Here is a 19,134-nt window from a genome sequence, read left to right on the forward strand (position 1 = left end):
CTCGCTTTAGGAGAAGTCCGTATGGAAGTCGCCCCGCACAACAAGCAGGGACTCTCGGAGGCCGATGCGCAAGCAACACTTGCACAACATGGCTACAACGAGGTTCGTGAGGAGCCGCCGAGCCGCCTACGCGCGATCGTGAAGCGCCTATGGGGGCCGATCCCTTGGATGCTCGAAATCGCCCTTGTGCTTGAGGTTGCCCTTGGCAAGACGATTGAGCCAGCCATCATTGCAGGGTGGCTCGCCTTCAGCGCGATCCTTGGCGGCGTTCAGGAGCGTCGTGCGCAATCCGCGCTCGACCTCTTGCGTAGCCGGCTGCGGGTCAACGCGCGCGTATGTCGGGATGGCAACTGGCGCCTTCTGCCGGCGCGCGAACTCGTCCCTGGCGACTACGTGACCGTAACTACGGGTGATCTGGTTCCGGCAGATTGCGTGATTGACGAGGGGACGGTGGACGTTGACCAAGCGGCTTTGACTGGGGAATCGACCTCGGTTTCGCGCAGCAAGGGCGAAACCATCTATTCGGGTTCAACGGTCAGGCGCGGCAATGCGACAGGAACAGTCGCGGAAACAGGGGCACGCAGCTACTTCGGGCGCACAGCGGAATTGGTGCGAACCGCCAGTTCGGCCAGCCATCTTGAGCAGCTTCTGTTCTCCGTTGTGCGCTATCTCGTGACCATCGACGCCGTGCTCGCTGCGATCCTGGCTATCGTCGCGCTTTGGCGCGGCGAGGATTTACTGCCGCTGGTTCCCTTCTTCCTCGTACTCATTATTGCGACGGTGCCCGTGACGATGCCAGCGGCCTTCACGGTAGCCAACGCCGTGGAAGCTCGACGGCTGGCAAACGAGGGTGTGCTCGTTACCGGCCTATCGGCAGTTCAAGAAGCCGCGACGATGGACGTGCTGTGCGTAGATAAGACCGGCACACTGACCCAAAATCGGCAGACGCTCGCCGGAATTGCCGCGCTTCCAGGGGAGAAAGATGATGATGTGCTTGCCTGGGCCGCTGCCGCTTGCGACGAAGCGACGCAAGGTGCGCTAGAGGTGGCAATCCTGGGCGCGCTACGAAAGCGTGCTATCCCCCAGCATGTCCGCGAGAAGTTCATTCCATTCGATCCCGCAGTCAAGCGGTCAGAGGCTTATGTTCGTCCCGATGACAATGGCCCGCTCGTCCATGTTGTGCTTGGCTCGCCGGCGGTCGTTACATCGCTTGCCTCATCCCCCCTGAGTTTTCCACCATTCTGCAAGTCGTGGCTGCGACCGGCGCGCGAGTTCTAGCGGTAGCTGCCGGTACCGAAGGTAATCTACGCATCCGAGGTTTGCTGGCGTTAGCCGATGCGCTCCGCGAGGACGCGAGTGCACTCATCAAGACCATCCAGTCACTTGGCATCAAGATCCTCATGGTGACAGGCGATACCGTCGATACGGCCAAGGCCATCAGCCACCAAGTTGGACTCGGCGACCGCTTCGGAGATGCCACGCGCGGCCTGGCGACTCCACTCCAGTTCGATGGTTTTGCCAACTTCTATCCCGAAGAAAAATTCCGGCTCGTGCAGTCGCTTCAACGAGCAGGCCGAATTGTTGGCATGACAGGTGACGGCGTGAACGATGCTCCGGCTCTGAAACAAGCCGAGGTCGGGATTGCCGTGCAGGCTGCTTCGGACGTTGCAAAAGCCGCAGCGCAAGTTGTCCTGACTCATCCCGGCCTCGAAGGGGTCGCCTCTGTGGTATCGGGCGGCCGTCGCGTGTTTCGTCGGATGCTTACCTGGACGATCACGAAAATTGCAAGGACGGTCGAACTCGCCGCCTTGCTGACCTTCGGCTATATCGCTACAGGGTTCTTCGTCACGCCGTTGGTTCTGATCGCCGTCATCGTTGTTCTCAACGACGTGGTGACGATCACGCTAGCGACAGATCGGTCATGGGTTTCTTCGTCGCCAGAACGGTGGAACGTTAGAGAAATCGCGCGGCTCGGCGGCGTCCTCGCCATCGGCTGGCTGATTCTGGCTTTCGTGATTCTGTGGTTTGCGCTCACCCGGTTGCAACTTCCCGTGCCGCAAGTCCAGGCGCTGATGTTCGCCTATCTCATGTATTCGGCCCAAGCCACGATTTACCTCTCGCGCACGCCGGGTCGGTGCTGGTCACTGCTGCCTGGCAAGTTCGTCGCCGCTGCCACTATCGGCAATGTCGTTCTCGCAACCGTGCTGGCTGCCGGTGGCTTCCTTATGGCGCCTGTCTCGCTCGTGCTCTTGGTCGCCATGCTGGGGCTGGTTCTGCTGATCGCCTTGCTACTCGATCAGGTCAAGATATGGCTCTTCTCCAAGAATCGAGAGGAAGAGCTACGCCAGTGCTGAAACTCTGGCCGCGTTTGGATCACATCCAACCTCGGCCCGCGATCACCAGCAATAACGCGCCCAGTGCTATTCGGTAGATCGCGAACGCTGTAAACCGATGTGTCTGAATGTAGGACAGCAGCCATTTGATGGCGACAAATGCCGTGACGGTGGACACGATGAATGCAGTACCGAGAGCTGCCCAATCTTCGTGTCCACCGCCATGCTTGAACTGACTATATAGTTCATAACCGCTTGCGGCATACATCGTCGGTATGCCAACAAGAAAAGCAAATTCGGTCGCGGCTGCGCGATCGCCTGTTCCTGTCAGCATCGCCGCAAAGATAGTTGCGCCCGAGCGTGACGTGCCGGGAAAAATGCCCGCCACGATCTGCGCAAGTCCCACAGCAATGGCGACAGTCCAAGTCACCTCTCTTTGGGAGCTACGCCTTTCTGAGAATCGCTCGGCAGCCATCATCCAGATACCACCGATGATGAGTGCCCACGCGACGGGCGAAAGCGTAGTCGGCAATTCCAGGCCGGCCGCCTTGGCAACGAAGCCGAGCACGGCGGTAATCAGAAAGGCAAGTGCCAGCTTACCAATATAGAGACGATTCTCAGGTTGGCGCCAGCTCACGGCGAGCGTGATCAGACGACGCCAGTAAACAATCGTTACAGCCAGCATGGCGCCAGCCTGGATCACAATATTGAATGTATCCGATCGAGCACCAAGCCAGTGCTCTGCAATGAGCAAATGCCCGGTGCTGGAAATCGGCAAGAACTCGGTTATCCCCTCAATAATGCCGAGGATGATTGCACTCCAATCCAACATCGTTGCTCCAAGGTGATTGGCGCGGCATATCGCGCTTCTTTAGAAAAGCTTGAGATTCACATGGATTGGAATCTTGATCGCTACCGCCGGTGGCATATGAATCAGCCATCGTCCTTCGGTATAGGTAGGTTCACCGCTTTGCCCACCAACTTTTTCCGCAGGTCGTTGAGTGTCTTTAGACTTGCGACCGTCTCAGTGGGCCGCTGAGTCGCGATGCCCACCAGCAAGGCTTCGATGAGGCCGAGCGTTGCCGTGTGCATGCTCAGCATGTCCGCACGTCCCCGTGCCACGGGAAGAACTTGATCGACCTGCTGCCGGAGCTTGGCGGCAAGCGTGTCCGTCAGAAGCAGCGACCCCAGCTTCTGCCGTTTGATTTCACCCAGCAGCAAGGCCAGTTCTTCATACACTCGTCCATAAGCAAGAATGACAACGAGATCCCCCTTGCGCAATGACCGCAGATCATCAGCGAAAAGAAGGCCGCTGTTAGTCAGGCTCGCGGCATCCAATCCGAAGCGTTTGAGTTGCAGGACGAGATAGGTTGCTATGGCGCTTGATGGCCCCAAGCCGAAAACGAGGATTCGTTGAGCCTGGATCATGCTGCGAACGGCTATTTCAAAGTCCTCGGGCTTGATCGAACGACAGACACCTTCAAGCGACTGCCGGTGGATTTCCATCGTCACGTCGAAAGCTACTGCCAGGCTGGAGCCAACTTCGCCTAGTGTTCGAGTGAGCCGATCGGCAGGCGAGATTGAATCACGCAATTCGCGGGCAAGTGCGCGCCGAAGATCGTCAAGACCGGCAAAGCCCAAGGCCCTGGCTGTACGCACGATCGTGGCATCACTGGTATTTGCTTTCGCCGCCAGCGCGGCGGCAGACGCGATTAAAACCTGCTCGCGGTTCTCCTGAAAGAACACCGCGACGCGCTGCTCTGCCGGACTCATTCGCTCGATGCTGTTCGCAATTCGCTCATCAAAAGTTGACGGTGTTGGCGGCACGTGTGTGTGCTCCTTGACTTATGTTGTGAACACGACGATAATTCTAGCATATCGGTAGCAAACACTACAACCCAGTTGGCACCCAATGAACTCTATTGCCTGGAATATCGCTGCGCCCGCTATTGGAGCCGCCTTCCTTGCGTCGCTTGTCGAGGTTGTGGAAGCGTTCACGATCGTTCTAGCGGTCGGCATCTTGCGCGGATGGAAGCCGGCGGCACTTGGCACCGCTGCGGCGCTCATTGTGCTCGCCCTGGTGATTGTGGTGCTAGGCCCATTGCTCAACCAGGTACCCCTTCACTTACTCCAGTTCGTCATTGGGGTGTTGCTTCTTCTGTTTGGGATGGGATGGCTTCGCAAAGCGATTCTCCGAGCGGCAGGTGTTATCCCGTTACATGACGAGGCGGCCATTTTCGCATCTGAGTCCGCGCAACTCGCTGACGCGGGCACTCGTCAACGCGCGTCGCTCAACTGGATCGCCGGCATGACTGCGTTCAAAGCGGTATTGCTGGAAGGATTGGAGGTTGTATTCATCGTCATTGCCGTAGGTGCCGGTCGAGGGCTGCTATGGCCGGCTGCCTTGGGAGCATTGGCGGCCTGCATCGTCGTCCTCACCATCGGAATCATTGTCCATAAGCCTCTGGCGCGGGTGCCGGAGAACACTTTGAAGTTCGGTGTCGGCGTCATGCTGTCTGCCTTTGGCGTCTTCTGGACGGGCGAAGGTCTCGGCGTCGATTGGCCGGGCCAGGATCTGGCATTGGTGGTATTCGCAGGTGTGTTCCTTGCCGTCGGTCTTGCAACCGCATACCGGCTTCGGCGAGTGCGTATGGAGATGGTGCAATGAGTATTCTTCGTGAAGTTGCCCAGGAACTTCTCGGAATGTTCCTCGCGGACGCGCGGCTCACTACGGCAACGCTAGTGCTCGTCGCACTCGTGGCTGCCCTTGTCCTCGCCGTGAAAGTCGAGCCGCTTTGGGGCGGAAGCCTGCTTTTTTTGGGCTGTCTCGCAATCCTTGTTAGTGCAGCCCTTCGTGAAGCGAAACAACGGGGCGTCCGGTGATGCGCGTGCAATGTGTGAGCTGGCACGTTTGGATAGCCGTAGCCATCGCGCAAAGGTTCACGCCTTCCGCGTTCAATAGCATGAAGAAGCAGAAGCGCCGGCCAGTCTCAATCTATCCACTTTTTCTCCCCGTATAGCATGGCAGAGGCATCGCAATGGAACTACGCCACCTTCGATGCTTCTTGGCTGTCGCCGAAGAACTCCACTTCGCCCGCGCCGCCGAACGGTTGCACATAGACCAATCGCCGCTATCCCGCACTATCAAGGAACTAGAGGAAGAACTCGGTGCCCGTCTTTTCGTTCGCACCACCCGCCGCACGCAACTGACCCGCGCGGGACGCCTGTTTCTGGAACACGTCCGGCGTGTCTTCACCGCATTGGATCAAGCCCGCGATAGCGTAAAGTCCGCTGCCAATGGTTTTCACGGACAGTTGCGCATCGCGCTGTCAGACGGCATCACGCCATCGCGCCTACCGATGCTATTGGCGCAATGCCGTGAAGAAGATCCCGAGGTCGAGATTCGACTATTTGAGGTTCCGCTCGCTCAGCAGATCAAGGGTCTGCATGATGACTTGTACGACGCAGGTTTTTCGATGGCCGAAGATGCAGGCGATGGCATCGTGGTTACATCCGCGTGGGAAGACGAATTGATGGTGGCGGTGCCGGCTCGCCATCCACTGCTCTCTTTCAAGAAGGTGCCGCTGGAGGAAGTGCTGCGCTATCCGCTGGCACTGGGCGACCCTGCTATCTGCGAAGGCCACGCTCGTCAGGTCGATCGTTTTTTACGCAAGCTCGAACAGGAGCCACTGATCGCGCAGCGCGTGGCAACCTTCGATGTGATGATGACCTTGGTTTCCGCTGGCCTGGCCTTGGGACTGGCAGGCGAGGCGCATATCGCATCTAGCCGCGAGCCTGGTGTCGTGCCCCGGCGCTTGGCGGGCAAGCCGCCAATGCTCACGACCTATCTGCTACGCCGCGATACAGAACCATGCGAGATGCTGGCCCGGTTCATCGAACGAGTGGCATTCATTGATTCGGCGGATAGCCTTGACGCCGCCGAGGAGTCTTAACCTATCCGATGAAAAGGAATGGAACCATGCACAAAGCGATGCTGCTGATGGTGGCCGCCACGCTGACGGCATGCGGCCCATCCCAACCTTCGGAAACGGTGGACTTCCTCGTAGCCCATCCCGAGCGCATCAAGGAAATCCAGCGCCAATGCAAAGAGGATCGCGCGAAGGTCGGCGACGAACTTTGCGTGCGCGCGGCCGAGGCCGCCAAACGTCGCTTCTTCGGTGATCGGCCGGAGCAAAAGTCCCCGTAACGTCCGCCACAGTCGTATCGCAGCGACAAAGTTCTCGCTGTTACCTCACTACGCCGCAGCGTACTTGCGCTTGCGGCGTTTTTATTGCTTTCGCCCCTGCAAGAAATCTGGCTTTTTCAGCCTGAATTCCCGCCATAACGGCCTTTGACCGGCCCGCACGCACGCCTTGATCCTCAGTGCTGCGGCACCTCCGTGTGCCGTGATCGGAGGCTGGGTTATGCAAGGGACGAACGTGCTGTTCGGTCAGGTTGCCGTGGTGTTCGGCATCGTGATCGCCGGCGTGTGGGCAGCCACACAATGGACAGCCGCCGCCCTGGGTTATCAGCTACGCCTTGGCTCGCCCTGGTTCGATTTCTTTGGTACGCCAATCTATCACCCGTGGCGGCTGTTCGAGTGGTGGTTCGCTTTTGATGCCTATGCGCCGCGCGTGTTCGACACCGGCGGGGCCATCGCGGGCGGCAGCGGTCTGGTGGCCGTGGTGGTCGCCATCGGCATGTCGATCTGGCGCTCGCGGCAGTCGCGCTTGGTCACGACCTACGGCTCGGCCCGCTGGGCGAATGCGGAGGACATTCGCAAGGCGGGCCTCACGCAGCCGGCCGGCGTGTTCCTCGGCCAGCACGACCGCCAGTACCTGCGGCATGAAGGCCCGGAACATGTCCTGACCTTCGCGCCTACGCGCTCGGGCAAGGGCGTGGGCCTCGTGGTGCCGACGCTGCTTTCCTGGCCAGCATCCGCCGTCATCCACGACATCAAGGGCGAGAACTGGCAGATCACCGCCGGCTGGCGTTCGCGCTTTTCGCATTGCCTGCTGTTCAACCCGACCGATGCGAAGTCGGCCGCCTACAACCCGTTGCTGGAGGTGCGGCGCGGCGCACATGAGGTGCGCGACGTGCAGAACATCGCAGACATTTTGGTCGATCCCGAAGGTGCGTTGGAGCGCCGGAACCATTGGGAGAAAACCAGCCACGCGCTGCTGGTCGGGGCCATCCTGCATGTGCTCTACGCAAGCGAAGACAAGACGCTGCGCGGCGTCGCCAACTTCCTATCCGATCCGGCCAGCCCCTTCGAGCTGACCTTGCACCGGATGATGACCACGCCGCACCTCGTGAACGAGGAAGGTGGTGGCCCGCATCCCGTGGTGGCATCCGCTGCACGCGAAGTCCTCAACAAGAGCGACAACGAACGCTCGGGCGTGCTGTCCACGGCCATGTCGTTCCTCGGCCTTTACCGCGATCCCACGGTGGCCGAAGTCACCTCGCGCTGCGATTGGCGAATCGCCGACCTGATCGCTGCCGAGCATCCGGTATCGCTGTACCTCGTGGTGCCGCCTTCGGACATTTCGCGGACGAAGCCGCTCATTCGCCTGATCCTCAATCAGATCGGCCGGCGCCTCACCGAATCGCTCGACGGCTCCGATGGCATCGAGCGCCGCCACAAGCTGCTGCTGATGCTCGACGAGTTCCCGGCGCTGGGGCGCCTGGACTTCTTCGAGACGGCGCTGGCCTTCATGGCGGGCTACGGCATCCGCAGCTTCCTGATCGCGCAGTCGCTGAACCAGATCGACAAGGCGTATGGGCAAAACCACTCCATCCTCGACAACTGCCATGTGCGCGTGACGTTCGCCACGAACGACGAACGCACGGCCAAGCGCATTTCCGAAACGCTCGGCACCGCGACCGAGCTGCGCGCGCAGCGCAACTACGCGGGCCATCGGCTCGCACCGTGGCTGGGCCACCTGATGGTGTCGCGGCAGGAGACGGCCCGCCCGCTGCTGACGCCGGGCGAGGTGATGCAGCTTCCGCCCGACGAGGCCGTGGTGATGGTGTCCAGCGTGGCGCCGATCAAGGCGAAGAAGTTGCGCTACTACGCGGACGCCAATTTCAAGCGTCGCGTGCTGCCGCCGCCCGCGCTGGCGGATGGGCAGTATGCCGACGCGCCGCCGGCCCGCGCCGACGACTGGAGCGGGCTGGCCATTCCTGCCGTGCCTGCCGCACCAGCCACGGCATCCGCCGATGGCCTGGAGAACTTGGGTACGACCGACGACGGCGGCCCACGCCGCCAGCCCGAGCTTTCCGAAACCGTCGCCTACGACCCCGGGCTGGCCGCGCCTGCGGCCGACCTTGGGCTGCTCGATGACGACGACGACCTGCCGCTTCCCCTTCCGCGCCAGCTCGATCCAGCCATGCAGCGCACGGCCCGGCTGGCTTCCCTCGACCCCAACGACGGAATCGAGCTATGAGCCACTATCGCTTGAACCTCTTTATCCAGCCCGAGCACGCCAAGCGGCTCGATGAGCTGGCCGCCAAGAAAGGCGTGTCCAAGTCGTCCATTGTCGCGGCGGCGCTCACATCGTGGCTGTCGCCCGATGCTGCCGACCAGCGCGAGGCGGCCATTGCCAAGCGGCTTGATCGCCTGTCGCGCCAAGCCGAGCGCATGGAGCGCGACCAGAACATCGCCATCGAAACGCTGGCGCTGTTCATCCGCTACTACCTGACCGTAAGCACGCCGGTTCCCGAGGCGCGCCAAGACGCGGCACGCGCGCAGGGCAAAGCGCGCTTCGAGCAGTTCACCGAGCAGCTTGGCCGCCACCTGCTGCGGGGCCGCAGCCTGGTGCGCGACGTGGTGGAGGAACTGCATCCCGACCCGATGCGGAGGGAAGACGCGGCGGCAGCCGCGCAAGCGCAGGAGCGTGCGTCATGAGCGCCGTTCCGCAGTCCATGAGTGCCACGTCGCTCGACCGCCGCATCCAGATGCTGCGCACGGCGATGGGGCCGCTGATCGCCGCCGCACTTGAAGACCCGGACGTGGTGGAGGTGATGCTGAATCCTGATCGCACCCTTTGGGTGGATCGGCTTTCCAGTGGACGCGCGCCGATGGGCGTGGAACTGCCCGAGGCGGACGGCGAGCGAATCATCCGCCTGGTCGCGGCCCACGTTGGCGCAGAAGTCCATCGCGGCCAGCCGCTTCTGTCCGCCGAGTTGCCCGAAACGGGCGAACGCTTCGAGGGCATCTTGCCGCCGGCAGCGCCGGGGCCGGCCTTCGCGTTGCGCAAGCGCGCCATCGGCGTGATTCCGCTGGAGCGTTACGTCATCGACGGGATGATGACCACCGCGCAAGCGGGCTTTCTCGTCCGCGCGGTGCGCGAGCGGCAGAACGTCTTGATCGCCGGTGCCACCAGCAGCGGCAAGACCACGCTCGCCAATGCTTTGCTCGCCGAAATCGCCGCCACCGGCGACCGCGTGCTGGTGCTCGAAGACACGGTGGAACTGCAATGCGCGGCCCGCGACCACGTTCCCCTGCGCACCCGCGCAGGCGTGGTGTCGATGACCGAGCTGGTGCGCTCGTCCATGCGCCTGCGGCCTGATCGCGTCGTCGTCGGCGAGGTGCGCGGCGCCGAGGCGCTGGATCTCATCAAGGTGTGGGGTACAGGCCATCCGGGCGGCATCGCCACGATCCATGCCGGCTCCGCGCTGGGTGCGCTGCTGCGCCTGGAGCAACTAATTCTCGAAGTGGCGGTGAACCCGCCCCGTGCGCTGATCGCCGAGGCCGTGGACGTGGTGATCCACATCGCCGGGCGAGGGCGCAAGCGCCGCATCGAGAGCATCGCCCGCGTCGTCGGCTTCGACGGCGTGGGCTACCAACTGGCGGACGCACTGGAAACGCCGTTTCCTGAGCTGCTGCCGATCCCCGATGCCGCATCCGCTGCGGCGACTTCCCCATCCCTCGACCTTTCTGGAGAACTTCCATGACGACGCACGCCCATGATTTCCGTGTTTCCGTAAATCCGCTTTCCCACCCGTCGGGCCTCGCGCGGCTGCGCAGCTTGGCCCGCCCTGCGGGGCAAGGGCTGCTGCTGGCCGCGCTGATGCTGCTCCTGGCCGGCACGGCGCAGGCCGCCGGTTCCTCGATGCCCTGGGAAGGCCCGCTGCAATCCATCCTTGAATCCATCCAGGGGCCGGTGGCGCGCATCGTGGCCGTCATCATCATCATCGCTACGGGCCTCGCGCTGGCTTTCGGCGACACGTCGGGAGGCTTCCGCAAGCTGATCCAGATCGTGTTCGGCTTGAGCATCGCCTTCGCCGCGTCCTCGTTCTTCCTTTCGTTCTTTTCGTTCTCGGGCGGGGCTGTCGTATGAGCGGCCCGGATAGCTTCGCGGCCGGGTTCGAGGTGCCTTTGCACCGCTCGCTTACCGAGCCGATCTTGCTGGGGGCGCACCGCGCACCGTGGCAATCGCCAACGGAACGCTGGCCGCCGCTGTCGGGCTGGGCCTGCAACTGTGGATTCCCGGCATGGTGCTCTGGATCGTCGGCCATTCGCTGGCGGTATGGGGAGCGCGCGTCGATCCGCGGTTCATGGCCGTGTTCGCACGGCATATCAAGCACCGCCCGCTGCTGGACGTGTGAGGGGATGCCGCGATGCTGAACCTTGCCGAATACCGCCAGCGCCCGGCCTTGCTGGCCGACTGGCTGCCCTGGGCCGGGCTGGTCGCGCCGGGCGTCGTCTTGAACAAGGACGGCAGTTTCCAGCGCACGGCCCGATTTCGTGGGCCTGACCTCGACAGCGCGACGCAAGGCGAGCTGATCGCCACGTCGGCGCGCTTGAACAACGCGCTGCGCCGGCTTGGCTCAGGCTGGGCGCTGTTCATCGAAGCCGAGCGCCGGCCCGCTGCCGACTATCCGCACTCCGACTTTCCCGAACCGTTGTCCTGGCTGGTGGACGAGGAACGCCGCGCCACCTTCGAGGACTCGGGCAACCACTTCGAGAGCGGCTATCACCTGACGCTGGTGTATCTGCCGCCCGAGGAATCGCGCGCCCGTGCAGCGGGAATGCTGTACGAGAACCGACCCACCGAAGGCGTGGACTGGCGCGGTCGGCTCGATGCCTTCGTCGCGGAAACCGATCGCGTCTTTGACCTGCTCGATGGCGTGATGCCGGAAATCGCCTGGCTCGATGACAGCCAGACGCTGACCTACCTGCACGCCACCATCTCGACGCGGCGCTATCGCGTGGGCGTGCCCGAAGTGCCGTTCCACATCGACGCGCTGCTGACCGACTCCGCGCTCGTCGGCGGCCTGGCGCCCATGTTGGGCGACCAGCACCTGCGCGTGGTGTCGGTGCGAGGCTTCCCGACCTCGACCTGGCCGGGGATTCTGGACGACCTCAACCGCCTTGGCTTTGCGTACCGCTGGAGCACGCGCTTTCTCTGCCTCGACAAAGCCGAGGCGGAAAGAGAACTCGCCCGCCTGCGCCGCCAGTGGTTCGCCAAGCGCAAGAACGTCATCGCGCTGCTGCGCGAAACGATCTTCCAGCAGGAAAGCCCGCTGGTCGATACCGACGCCAACAACAAGGCCGCCGACGCCGACGCTGCCTTGCAGGAGCTGGGCAGCGATCAAGTTGCCTTCGGCTATCTGACGGCGACCGTCACCGTCACGGACGAGGACGCCGCCGTCGCAGACGAGAAGCTGCGCATGGTGGAGCGCGCCATCCAGGGCCGGGGCTTCGTCACCATCCCCGAAACGCTCAATGCCGTGGATGCCTGGCTGTCTTCGATCCCTGGCAACGCCTATGCGAACGTGCGCCAGCCCATCGTCTCGACGCTGAACCTGGCGCACATGATGCCGGTGTCGGCGGTATGGGCCGGGCCAGAGAAGAACGACCACCTCGACGGCCCGCCGCTGATCGTCACGCGCACCGATGGTGCGACGCCGTTCCGGCTGGTGACGCACATCGGCGACGTGGGCCACACGCTGGTCGCAGGCCCGACCGGCATGGGCAAGTCGGTCTTGCTCGCCACGCTGGCGATGCAGTTCCGCCGCTATCGCGGCTCGCGCATCTTCGCCTTCGACATGGGCCGCTCCATGCGGGCCGCCATCCTCGGCCTGGGCGGCGAACACTACGACCTGGGCACGGATGGCGAAATCGCCTTCCAGCCGCTCGCGCGCATCGACCGCGAGGGCTACCGCACCTGGGCCGCTGAATGGATCGAAGGCCGCTTGCTGCACGAAGGCGTGGCGGTCGGCCCGACGAGAAGGCGGCTATCTGGTCGGCGCTGGGAAGTCTCGCCGGTGCGCCGGTGGAGCAGCGCACGATGACGGACTTTCCGTGCTGCTGCAATCGAACACGCTGCGGCAGGCGCTTTCGCCCTATGTGCTGGGTGGCGCGCACGGCAAGCTGCTAGACGCCGACCATGACCGCCTCGGCATGGCCGACGTGCAGTGCTTCGAGATGGAGGAGCTGATGCACAGCAAGGCCGCCGTCATGGCCGTGCTGCATTACCTCTTTGCGCGTTTCGATGAACGCTTCGACGGGGCGCCCACGCTGCTGATCCTCGATGAAGCGTGGCTGTTCCTCGATGACCCGGTGTTTGCCGCGCGCATCCGCCAGTGGCTCAAGACGTTGCGCAAGAAGAACGTCTCGGTGATCTTCGCCACGCAGAGCCTCGCCGACATCAAGGATTCGAGCATCGCGCCCGCGATCATAGAGAGCTGTGCAAGCCGCATCTTCCTGCCGAACCCGCAGGCCACCGAGCCGCAGATTCGCACGATCTACGAGGGCTTCGGCCTCAACAGGCGGCAGATCGAAATCGTTGCCACCGCGCAGCCCAAGCGCGACTACTACTACCAATCCCGCCTCGGAAACCGTCTGTTCGACCTCGACCTGGGGCTGACGGCGCTCGCCTTCGCAGGCGCGTCCACGCCGCAAGACCAGCGCGACATAGACCGCGTGCTGCTGGATGTCGGCGTGCCCGGCTTCGCGGGCGCCTGGCTGCGCCATCGCGGCCTCGATTGGGCGGCCGACCTGCTGCTCTCGTTCCCCGGCCTCGCGCCGGATTCCCTCCGTACCGCCGACCACTCATAGGAGAACCAGCCATGAAGATCCGTGCGCTTTCCATTTCGCTTGCTGCCGCACTGTCGCTGACGACATTGACGCCTTCACCAGCATTGGCCTGGCGCATCGTCTTTGATCCGACCAACTATGTGCAAAACACGCTGACCGCGATCCGCACGCTAGAGCAGATCAACAACCAGATTCGTCAGCTCCAAAACGAAGCGCAGATGCTGATGAACCAGGCGCGCAACCTCGCCAGCCTGCCGTCCAGCGTGGTGAACCAGTTGCGCACCAATCTGGCGACGACCGAGCGGCTTATCGCCCAGGCCAGGGGCTTGGCCTACGACGTGACGAATCTGGATCGGGAGTTCGCGCGCCTGTATCCCGAGCAGTACGCCGCCACCGTCAGCGGCGACCAGATGGTCCGCGACGCGCAGGAGCGTTGGCGGAACACGCTCAACGGCTTGCAGACCACCATGCAGATGCAGGCGCAGGTGTCGCAGAACCTGGGCGAAGACGAAAGCGTGCTGGCCGATCTTGTGGGCAAGAGCCAGTCGGCCGAAGGTGCGTTGCAGGCGATGCAGGCCATGAATCAATTGCTGGCCTTGCAGGCCAAGCAGTCGATCCAGTCGCAGCGGCTCCAGATCACGCAAGACCGGGCGACTGCGCTGGAGCTGGCGCGGCAGGCGGCAGCCACGGAGCGCGCCCGCGAGGTGCGGCGGCGCTTCCTCGGCGACGGCACGCCGTACACGCCGCAGTCCGTGAACTTCTACGGCAACTGACGGGAGGCCGCCATGCGATGCGTCCTCGCCCTTGGTGTCGTGCTGCTGGCCGCTTGCGGCGAGCAGCCGGCCGACCACCTTGCCGATGCCTTGGCCGCCGATCCAGTGCGGCTCAAGGCGTTGCGCGAGCAATGCAAGGCCCATCCACGACAGGTCATGCAGGCCACGGGCGAGGACGCTTGCCGTGCCGCCGCCGAAGCCTTCCGACGGCGCTTCTTTTCCGGCGAGGCCGGGCCAGATGAATACCAGACGCTGGCCGACCTGCCGTCGATCCCACCGAGCTTCGATGAGCCAGCCGATGGCGTAGCGCCGGCACCGCCGACCGAACCGGAGGGCACGCCATGAATGACGTGACCATCATCGACCAGTTCCTCAACACCTTCTCCGCCTACATCGACTCGGGTTTCGGGCTGCTGCGGGCGAAGTGGCGTTCCTCACGGCCACGCTGATCGTCATCGACATGACGATCGCCGGCCTGTATTGGGCCATGAGCCACGCCACCGGCCAGGGCGAGGACGTGATCGCCAAGCTGCTGCGCAAGGTGCTGTACGTCGGCGCCTTCGCCTACATCATCAACAACTTCAACTGGCTGGCGAGCATCGTCTTCCGCTCGTTCGCGGGATTGGGCATCACCGCCACCGGCTCTGCCATCACGATGGAGAACTTCTTGCAGCCGGGCCGGCTGGCGAAAACCGGCCTTGACGCGGGCGGGCCGATCTTCCTCCAGCTCGACGACATGATGGGATTTCCCGAGGTGTTCTTGAACCTCGATGCCATCTTGGTGTTGTTCCTCGCCTGGCTGGTCGTGGTGCTGTGCTTCTTCGTGCTGGCGATCCAGCTTTTCATCACGCTCATCGAGTTCAAGCTAACCACGCTCGCGGGCTTCGTACTGGTGCCGTTCGCACTCTGGAACAAAACCTCGTTCCTGGCCGAAAAGGTCTTGGGCAACGTGGTGGCCTCCGGCGTCAAGGTTCTGGTGCTGGCCGTGATCGTCGGTATCGGCTCGGGCCTGTTCACTCAGTTCCAAGTCCATCCCGATGAGCCGTCGCTCGACCACGCACTGGTCATCATGCTGGCCTCGCTCACCTTGCTGGCGCTGGGGATCTTCGGCCCTGGCATCGCCACGGGCCTTGTGTCCGGTACGCCGCAGCTCGGCGCGGGTGCGATGGCAGGCGCTGCCATCGGCGCAGCCGGGACGGCGGTGGCTGTTGGTGCTGCCGCGACGGGCGTAGGCGGTGCCGTGGCCGCTGGCGCGCGCATGGCACCGGCTGCCGCCAAGCTGGCCGGCGCTGGTGCGCGTGCGGCCACGTCGGCGGCTGGCAGTGCGAAATCGGCGTTCCAGGCCGGCTCCGCCGCCGCTGGCGGCGGCGCAAAGGGCGCGATGGCGGGCTTGGGCAACGTCGCCAAGACCGGCGCGCAGTCCGCCGGACGTGCGGCTGCATCCCGTGCATCCGCTGCCGGGCAACGCATGGCCGCTCCCTTCCGCGCTGGCTGGAACGGCGCTGCCGCCGATGGCGGCGCGAGCGCGGCATCCGGTCAGGGTGCCGCAGGCGAGGCCGCATCCGGCGCCGCTACGGCGCAGACACAGGAACAGCCCGCTTGGGCCAAGCGCCTGCATCGCCGCCAGCAACTCACCCACGCCGCGACCACCACCGCCCACGCGCTGCGCGGTGGCGATGGCGGCGGCTCCGGCCAGGGGCCGAGCCTGCGCGATTCCGATTCATAAGGAGAACTGACCATGCGATTCAAGAAACCGCAGGTGCGCTACGCCGACACGCCGCAGCCTGCCACGCCGTACCAAGCTGCCGGCCAGGTGTGGGACGAGCGCATCGGCTCGCCGCGCGTCCAGGCGAAGAACTGGCGCTTGATGGCCTTCGGTTGCCTGACGCTTGCGCTGCTGATGGCCGGCGGGCTGGTGTGGCGCTCGGCGCAATCCATCGTGACGCCCTACGTGGTGGAGGTGGACAACGCAGGCCAGGTGCGCGCCGTGGGCGAAGCGGCCACGCCGTACCGGCCCAACGATGCGCAGACGGCGCACCACATCGCGCGTTTCGTGACGCTGGTGCGCTCACTGTCCATCGACCCGATCGTCGTGCGGCAGAACTGGCTCGATGCCTACGACTACACGACCGACAAGGGCGCGGCCGTGCTCAACGACTACGCCCGCACCAGTGACCCGTTCGCTCGTATCGGTCGCGAGTCGGTGACGGTGCAGATCACCAGCGTCGTGCGCGCAAGCGACACGTCTTTCAACGTGCGCTGGACGGAGCGCCGCTACGTCAACGGCGCCGCGGCGGGCCTGGAGCGGTGGACGGCCGTGGTGTCCATCGTGCTCCAGCCGCCGCGCACCGAAGAACGCCTGCGCAAGAACCCCCTGGGCATCTACGTCAACGGCTTGTCGTGGAGCCGCGAGCTGGATTCTTCCGAAGGAGCCAAACCATGAATGCACTTTTCCGTAAATCCGCCTTGCCGGTGATCCTGCTGGCTTCGACTGTCTTGTTCACGGGCTGCGCCACGCAAGGCAAGCCGCCGCCGACCATCTCGCTCGATGAGCCGGTGCAGGCCCAGCCGCTGCCCGAACCGCCCGCGCCGGTGGAGGTGGTGGCCGTGCCCGAGGTGCTGCCGATGCCGGCGCAGTTGATGCCGGTGCCCGAGGCCGAAGACGCCAAACCTACGCCGGAACCGGCCGACGAGAAGGTGCGTGTCTCGCGCGCCAACGCCGAGGCCCGCGTCGCGCCCACGCGCGAGGGCTACGTCAACGCGATTCAGGTGTGGCCCTTCACCGATGGCGCGCTCTATCAGGTCTATGCGGCCGTGGGCCGCGTGACCGTGATTTCGCTCCAGCCGGGCGAGGAACTGGTGACGGTGGCCGCCGGCGATACCGTGCGCTGGATCGTGGGCGACACGTCCAGCGGCAGCGGCGCCGACCTGCGCGTGAACGTGCTGGTCAAGCCGATCCGCTCGGGACTCAAGACCAATCTCGTCATCACGACCAGCCGCCGCACCTATCTGCTGGAGCTGACCTCGACGGAAAAGACGTGGATGGCGTCGGCGTCCTGGGAGTACCCGCGCGACCGGATGCTGGCCTTGCAGCGCCAGGCGCAGGCGGCCAGCGCCGCAGCGCCGGTCGATACCGGGCTGGCGCTGGAGAACCTGCGCTTCCGCTACGCGATCAGCGGCAGCAATCCGCCGTGGAAGCCGCTGCGCGCTTTCGATGACGGCGAGAAGGTCTATATCCAGTTTCCGGCGGGCATCGCGCAAGGCGAGCTGCCGCCCCTGTTCGTCATCGGCGCGCAGGGCGATGGACAACTGGTGAACTACCGCTTCCGCTCGCCGTACTACATCGTGGATCGGCTGTTCGGCGCGGCCGAACTGCGCCTGGGCGGCGACAAGGGCGACGTGGTGCGAATCGAGCGCACGGACGGCGTTGCGCGGAGGAACTGACCATGAGCCAGGACGACACCCCCGACCTCGCCACGCCGCAGGCGGGCAAGGTCGCGCCCGAGGCGGTGGCGCTGCGCGCCCAGCCGCGCCCGGTCACGCGCCTGAACCGGCGCACGCTGGCCATCCTCGTCGGCAGCCTGTCGGTCGCCGTGCTCGGCGCCACGATCTGGTCATTGCAGCCACAGCGGCGCGGAGCCGGCGAGCAGGCCGAGCTTTACAACGTCGATCGCGTGTCGAAGTCCGAAGGGCTGGACGCGCTGCCGACCGATTACTCGAAGCTGCCGGCCTTGCCGCCCGCCGCACCCGAGCTGGGGCCGCCACTACCGGGCGATCTTGGCCCGGCCATCGTGAACTCGCAGCAGCCGGTGACGCCGGCCTATACGCCGCCGGGTCACGATCCCGAGGATGCCTTGCGCAAGGAGGCTGATGCGGCGGCGGCTTCGTCGGTGTTCTTCCGCTCGGGCGGCCAAGGCCAGGCCGCCGCCACGGTGGCGCAGGCGGCGCCGGGGGCGCCTGGCGCTGCCAGCGCGCTCGCGGCCTTCGACCCACTCGCTGCCGGGCCGGCCTCGGTGGCTGCACAGCCAGCCGACCCGACCGCCGTGCAGAACCGGCAAGACCAGAAAGAGGCATTCCTGAAAGGCGGCTCTACGGAAACCCGCAATTCCGGCAACCTGGCGCTGCCGGCATCGCCTTATCAGGTGATGGCGGGCACGGTGATCGCCGGCGCGCTGGTGACAGGTATCAAGTCGGACTTGCCCGGCGACGTGATCGCCACGGTGACGGAGCCGGTCTTTGACACGGCCACGGGCAAGTTCCTGCTGATCCCGCAGGGATCGCGCATCCTCGGGCGTTACAACAGCCAAGTCAGCTACGGGCAGAGCCGCGTGCAGGTAGTATGGAACCGGGTCATCCTGCCCGACACGTCATCGCTGACGCTCGACAACCTTGTGGGCACCGACCCGGCCGGCTACGCCGGCCTGGAAGACGACGTGGACTGGCATTGGGATCGCATCGTCGCGGGCGCTGTGCTGACGACGCTGCTGGGCGTGGGTGCCGAGCTGGCCGCGCCGGAGAACCGCCAGGACGGCAACCGCATCGTCATCGCCGGGCGCGACAGCGCCCAGGACAGCATCAATCAGGTCGGCCAGGAGATCACCCGGCGCAACATGAACATCCAGCCCATGCTGACCAGCCGGCCCGGCCTGCCGGTGCGGATCATCGTCAACCGGGATCTTGTGCTGCGGCCGTACCAGCCGCTGTTCTTCAACCGGGGGGCTTCGCAATGAGCACGACCAAAAAGCTGCGGCTCGGGCCACTGCCCAAGACCGAGAGCGTCAAGCTGACCTTCGCCTGTCCGGCCAGTCTGAAAGCCGACCTCGACCGCTACGCCGCGCTGCACGCGCAGGCGTATGGCGAGGCGGTAGATGCCATGACGCTGATCCCACACATGCTGGAGGCGTTCATGGCGGGGGATCGGGGATTCAGCAAGGGAAGAACGGCCAAAGCCGGACCGCCGAAACCCACGTGACGAAGCGAGACT

The 19,134-nt window shown here is 64.3% G+C and carries 18 protein-coding genes and 3 pseudogenes; 19 read left to right on the forward strand and 2 right to left on the reverse strand.

Annotated features, from left to right (window positions below):
• Nucleotides 1–21 precede the first annotated feature (21 nt).
• Both DL544_RS21400 and DL544_RS21405 read left to right on the forward strand, forming a co-directional pair.
• Nucleotides 22–1,278 (forward strand): HAD-IC family P-type ATPase, encoded by a 1,257-nt coding sequence (locus tag DL544_RS21400; protein WP_209444369.1) that lies wholly within the window; start codon nucleotides 22–24, stop codon nucleotides 1,276–1,278.
• On the forward strand, nucleotides 1,251–2,354 hold the full coding sequence (locus DL544_RS21405) for an HAD-IC family P-type ATPase (RefSeq protein WP_209444368.1): 1,104 nt from the start codon (nucleotides 1,251–1,253) through the stop codon (nucleotides 2,352–2,354). Before DL544_RS21400 ends, DL544_RS21405 begins: the two co-directional genes overlap by 28 nt.
• A gap of 19 nt (nucleotides 2,355–2,373) precedes the next feature.
• Here the strand turns inward: DL544_RS21405 and DL544_RS19370 are convergent, their stop codons facing one another.
• Both DL544_RS19370 and DL544_RS19375 read right to left on the reverse strand, forming a co-directional pair.
• Complete coding sequence (locus tag DL544_RS19370; protein ID WP_209444367.1) at nucleotides 2,374–3,165, reverse strand: undecaprenyl-diphosphate phosphatase; 792 nt, start codon at nucleotides 3,163–3,165, stop codon at nucleotides 2,374–2,376.
• 101 nt (nucleotides 3,166–3,266) lie between these two features.
• A complete protein-coding gene (locus tag DL544_RS19375; RefSeq protein ID WP_139727852.1) occupies nucleotides 3,267–4,160 on the reverse strand; it encodes a MurR/RpiR family transcriptional regulator in 894 nt (297 codons plus the stop codon).
• Nucleotides 4,161–4,245: 85 nt separating this feature from the next.
• Between DL544_RS19375 and DL544_RS19380 the strand changes: the two genes are divergently transcribed.
• The 17 genes and pseudogenes from DL544_RS19380 (at nucleotide 4,246) to DL544_RS19460 (ending at nucleotide 19,122) form a co-directional block, all read left to right on the forward strand.
• Nucleotides 4,246–5,001: a COG4280 domain-containing protein gene (locus DL544_RS19380; RefSeq protein WP_064496224.1), complete on the forward strand. Its 756-nt coding sequence runs from the start codon at nucleotides 4,246–4,248 to the stop codon at nucleotides 4,999–5,001.
• On the forward strand, nucleotides 4,998–5,216 hold the full coding sequence (locus tag DL544_RS19385; RefSeq protein ID WP_064496223.1) for a hypothetical protein: 219 nt from the start codon (nucleotides 4,998–5,000) through the stop codon (nucleotides 5,214–5,216). The genes DL544_RS19380 and DL544_RS19385 overlap by 4 nt, the downstream gene beginning before the upstream one ends.
• A 155-nt stretch (nucleotides 5,217–5,371) precedes the next feature.
• Nucleotides 5,372–6,286, forward strand: coding sequence for a LysR family transcriptional regulator (locus DL544_RS19390; protein WP_064496222.1), 915 nt, complete (start codon nucleotides 5,372–5,374; stop codon nucleotides 6,284–6,286).
• A gap of 26 nt (nucleotides 6,287–6,312) precedes the next feature.
• Nucleotides 6,313–6,540, forward strand: a complete 228-nt coding sequence (locus DL544_RS19395) for an EexN family lipoprotein (protein WP_064496221.1) — start codon at nucleotides 6,313–6,315, stop codon at nucleotides 6,538–6,540.
• Nucleotides 6,541–6,757: 217 nt separating this feature from the next.
• Nucleotides 6,758–8,779 carry a conjugal transfer protein TraG gene (locus DL544_RS19400; protein WP_064496220.1) on the forward strand — a complete coding sequence of 674 codons (2,022 nt, stop codon included), beginning with the start codon at nucleotides 6,758–6,760 and terminating at the stop codon, nucleotides 8,777–8,779.
• A complete protein-coding gene (locus DL544_RS19405) occupies nucleotides 8,776–9,240 on the forward strand; it encodes a ribbon-helix-helix protein, CopG family (protein ID WP_064496219.1) in 465 nt (154 codons plus the stop codon). The genes DL544_RS19400 and DL544_RS19405 overlap by 4 nt, the downstream gene beginning before the upstream one ends.
• Nucleotides 9,237–10,289, forward strand: coding sequence for a P-type conjugative transfer ATPase TrbB (gene trbB, locus DL544_RS19410; RefSeq protein WP_064496218.1), 1,053 nt, complete (start codon nucleotides 9,237–9,239; stop codon nucleotides 10,287–10,289). The genes DL544_RS19405 and trbB overlap by 4 nt, the downstream gene beginning before the upstream one ends.
• A complete protein-coding gene (locus DL544_RS19415; RefSeq protein ID WP_064496217.1) occupies nucleotides 10,286–10,675 on the forward strand; it encodes a TrbC/VirB2 family type IV secretion system protein in 390 nt (129 codons plus the stop codon). Before trbB ends, DL544_RS19415 begins: the two co-directional genes overlap by 4 nt.
• A pseudogene (locus tag DL544_RS19420) lies at nucleotides 10,672–10,943 on the forward strand (VirB3 family type IV secretion system protein). Before DL544_RS19415 ends, DL544_RS19420 begins: the two are co-directional and overlap by 4 nt.
• Nucleotides 10,944–10,955: 12 nt before the next feature.
• Nucleotides 10,956–13,398, forward strand: a pseudogene (gene trbE, locus DL544_RS19425) (conjugal transfer protein TrbE).
• A gap of 11 nt (nucleotides 13,399–13,409) precedes the next feature.
• Entirely contained in the window at nucleotides 13,410–14,150 is a 741-nt protein-coding gene (gene trbJ, locus DL544_RS19430; protein ID WP_139727854.1) for a P-type conjugative transfer protein TrbJ, read from the forward strand.
• 12 nt (nucleotides 14,151–14,162) lie between these two features.
• Nucleotides 14,163–14,495 (forward strand): hypothetical protein, encoded by a 333-nt coding sequence (locus tag DL544_RS19435; protein ID WP_139727856.1) that lies wholly within the window; start codon nucleotides 14,163–14,165, stop codon nucleotides 14,493–14,495.
• A pseudogene (gene trbL / locus DL544_RS19440) lies at nucleotides 14,492–15,876 on the forward strand (P-type conjugative transfer protein TrbL). The gene DL544_RS19435 and the pseudogene trbL overlap by 4 nt, the downstream one beginning before the upstream one ends.
• A 12-nt stretch (nucleotides 15,877–15,888) precedes the next feature.
• A complete protein-coding gene (gene trbF, locus DL544_RS19445) occupies nucleotides 15,889–16,593 on the forward strand; it encodes a conjugal transfer protein TrbF (RefSeq protein ID WP_139727858.1) in 705 nt (234 codons plus the stop codon).
• Complete coding sequence (gene trbG, locus DL544_RS19450; protein ID WP_024889307.1) at nucleotides 16,590–17,594, forward strand: P-type conjugative transfer protein TrbG; 1,005 nt, start codon at nucleotides 16,590–16,592, stop codon at nucleotides 17,592–17,594. Before trbF ends, trbG begins: the two co-directional genes overlap by 4 nt.
• A 2-nt stretch (nucleotides 17,595–17,596) precedes the next feature.
• Complete coding sequence (locus DL544_RS19455; RefSeq protein WP_024889306.1) at nucleotides 17,597–18,880, forward strand: TraB/TrbI/VirB10 family type IV secretion system protein; 1,284 nt, start codon at nucleotides 17,597–17,599, stop codon at nucleotides 18,878–18,880.
• Nucleotides 18,877–19,122: a DUF2274 domain-containing protein gene (locus DL544_RS19460; RefSeq protein ID WP_139727860.1), complete on the forward strand. Its 246-nt coding sequence runs from the start codon at nucleotides 18,877–18,879 to the stop codon at nucleotides 19,120–19,122. Before DL544_RS19455 ends, DL544_RS19460 begins: the two co-directional genes overlap by 4 nt.
• Nucleotides 19,123–19,134 lie beyond the last annotated feature (12 nt).

The sequence above is a fragment of the Stenotrophomonas sp. pho genome, from assembly GCF_006228405.1.
GTDB lineage: Bacteria > Pseudomonadota > Gammaproteobacteria > Xanthomonadales > Xanthomonadaceae > Stenotrophomonas > Stenotrophomonas sepilia.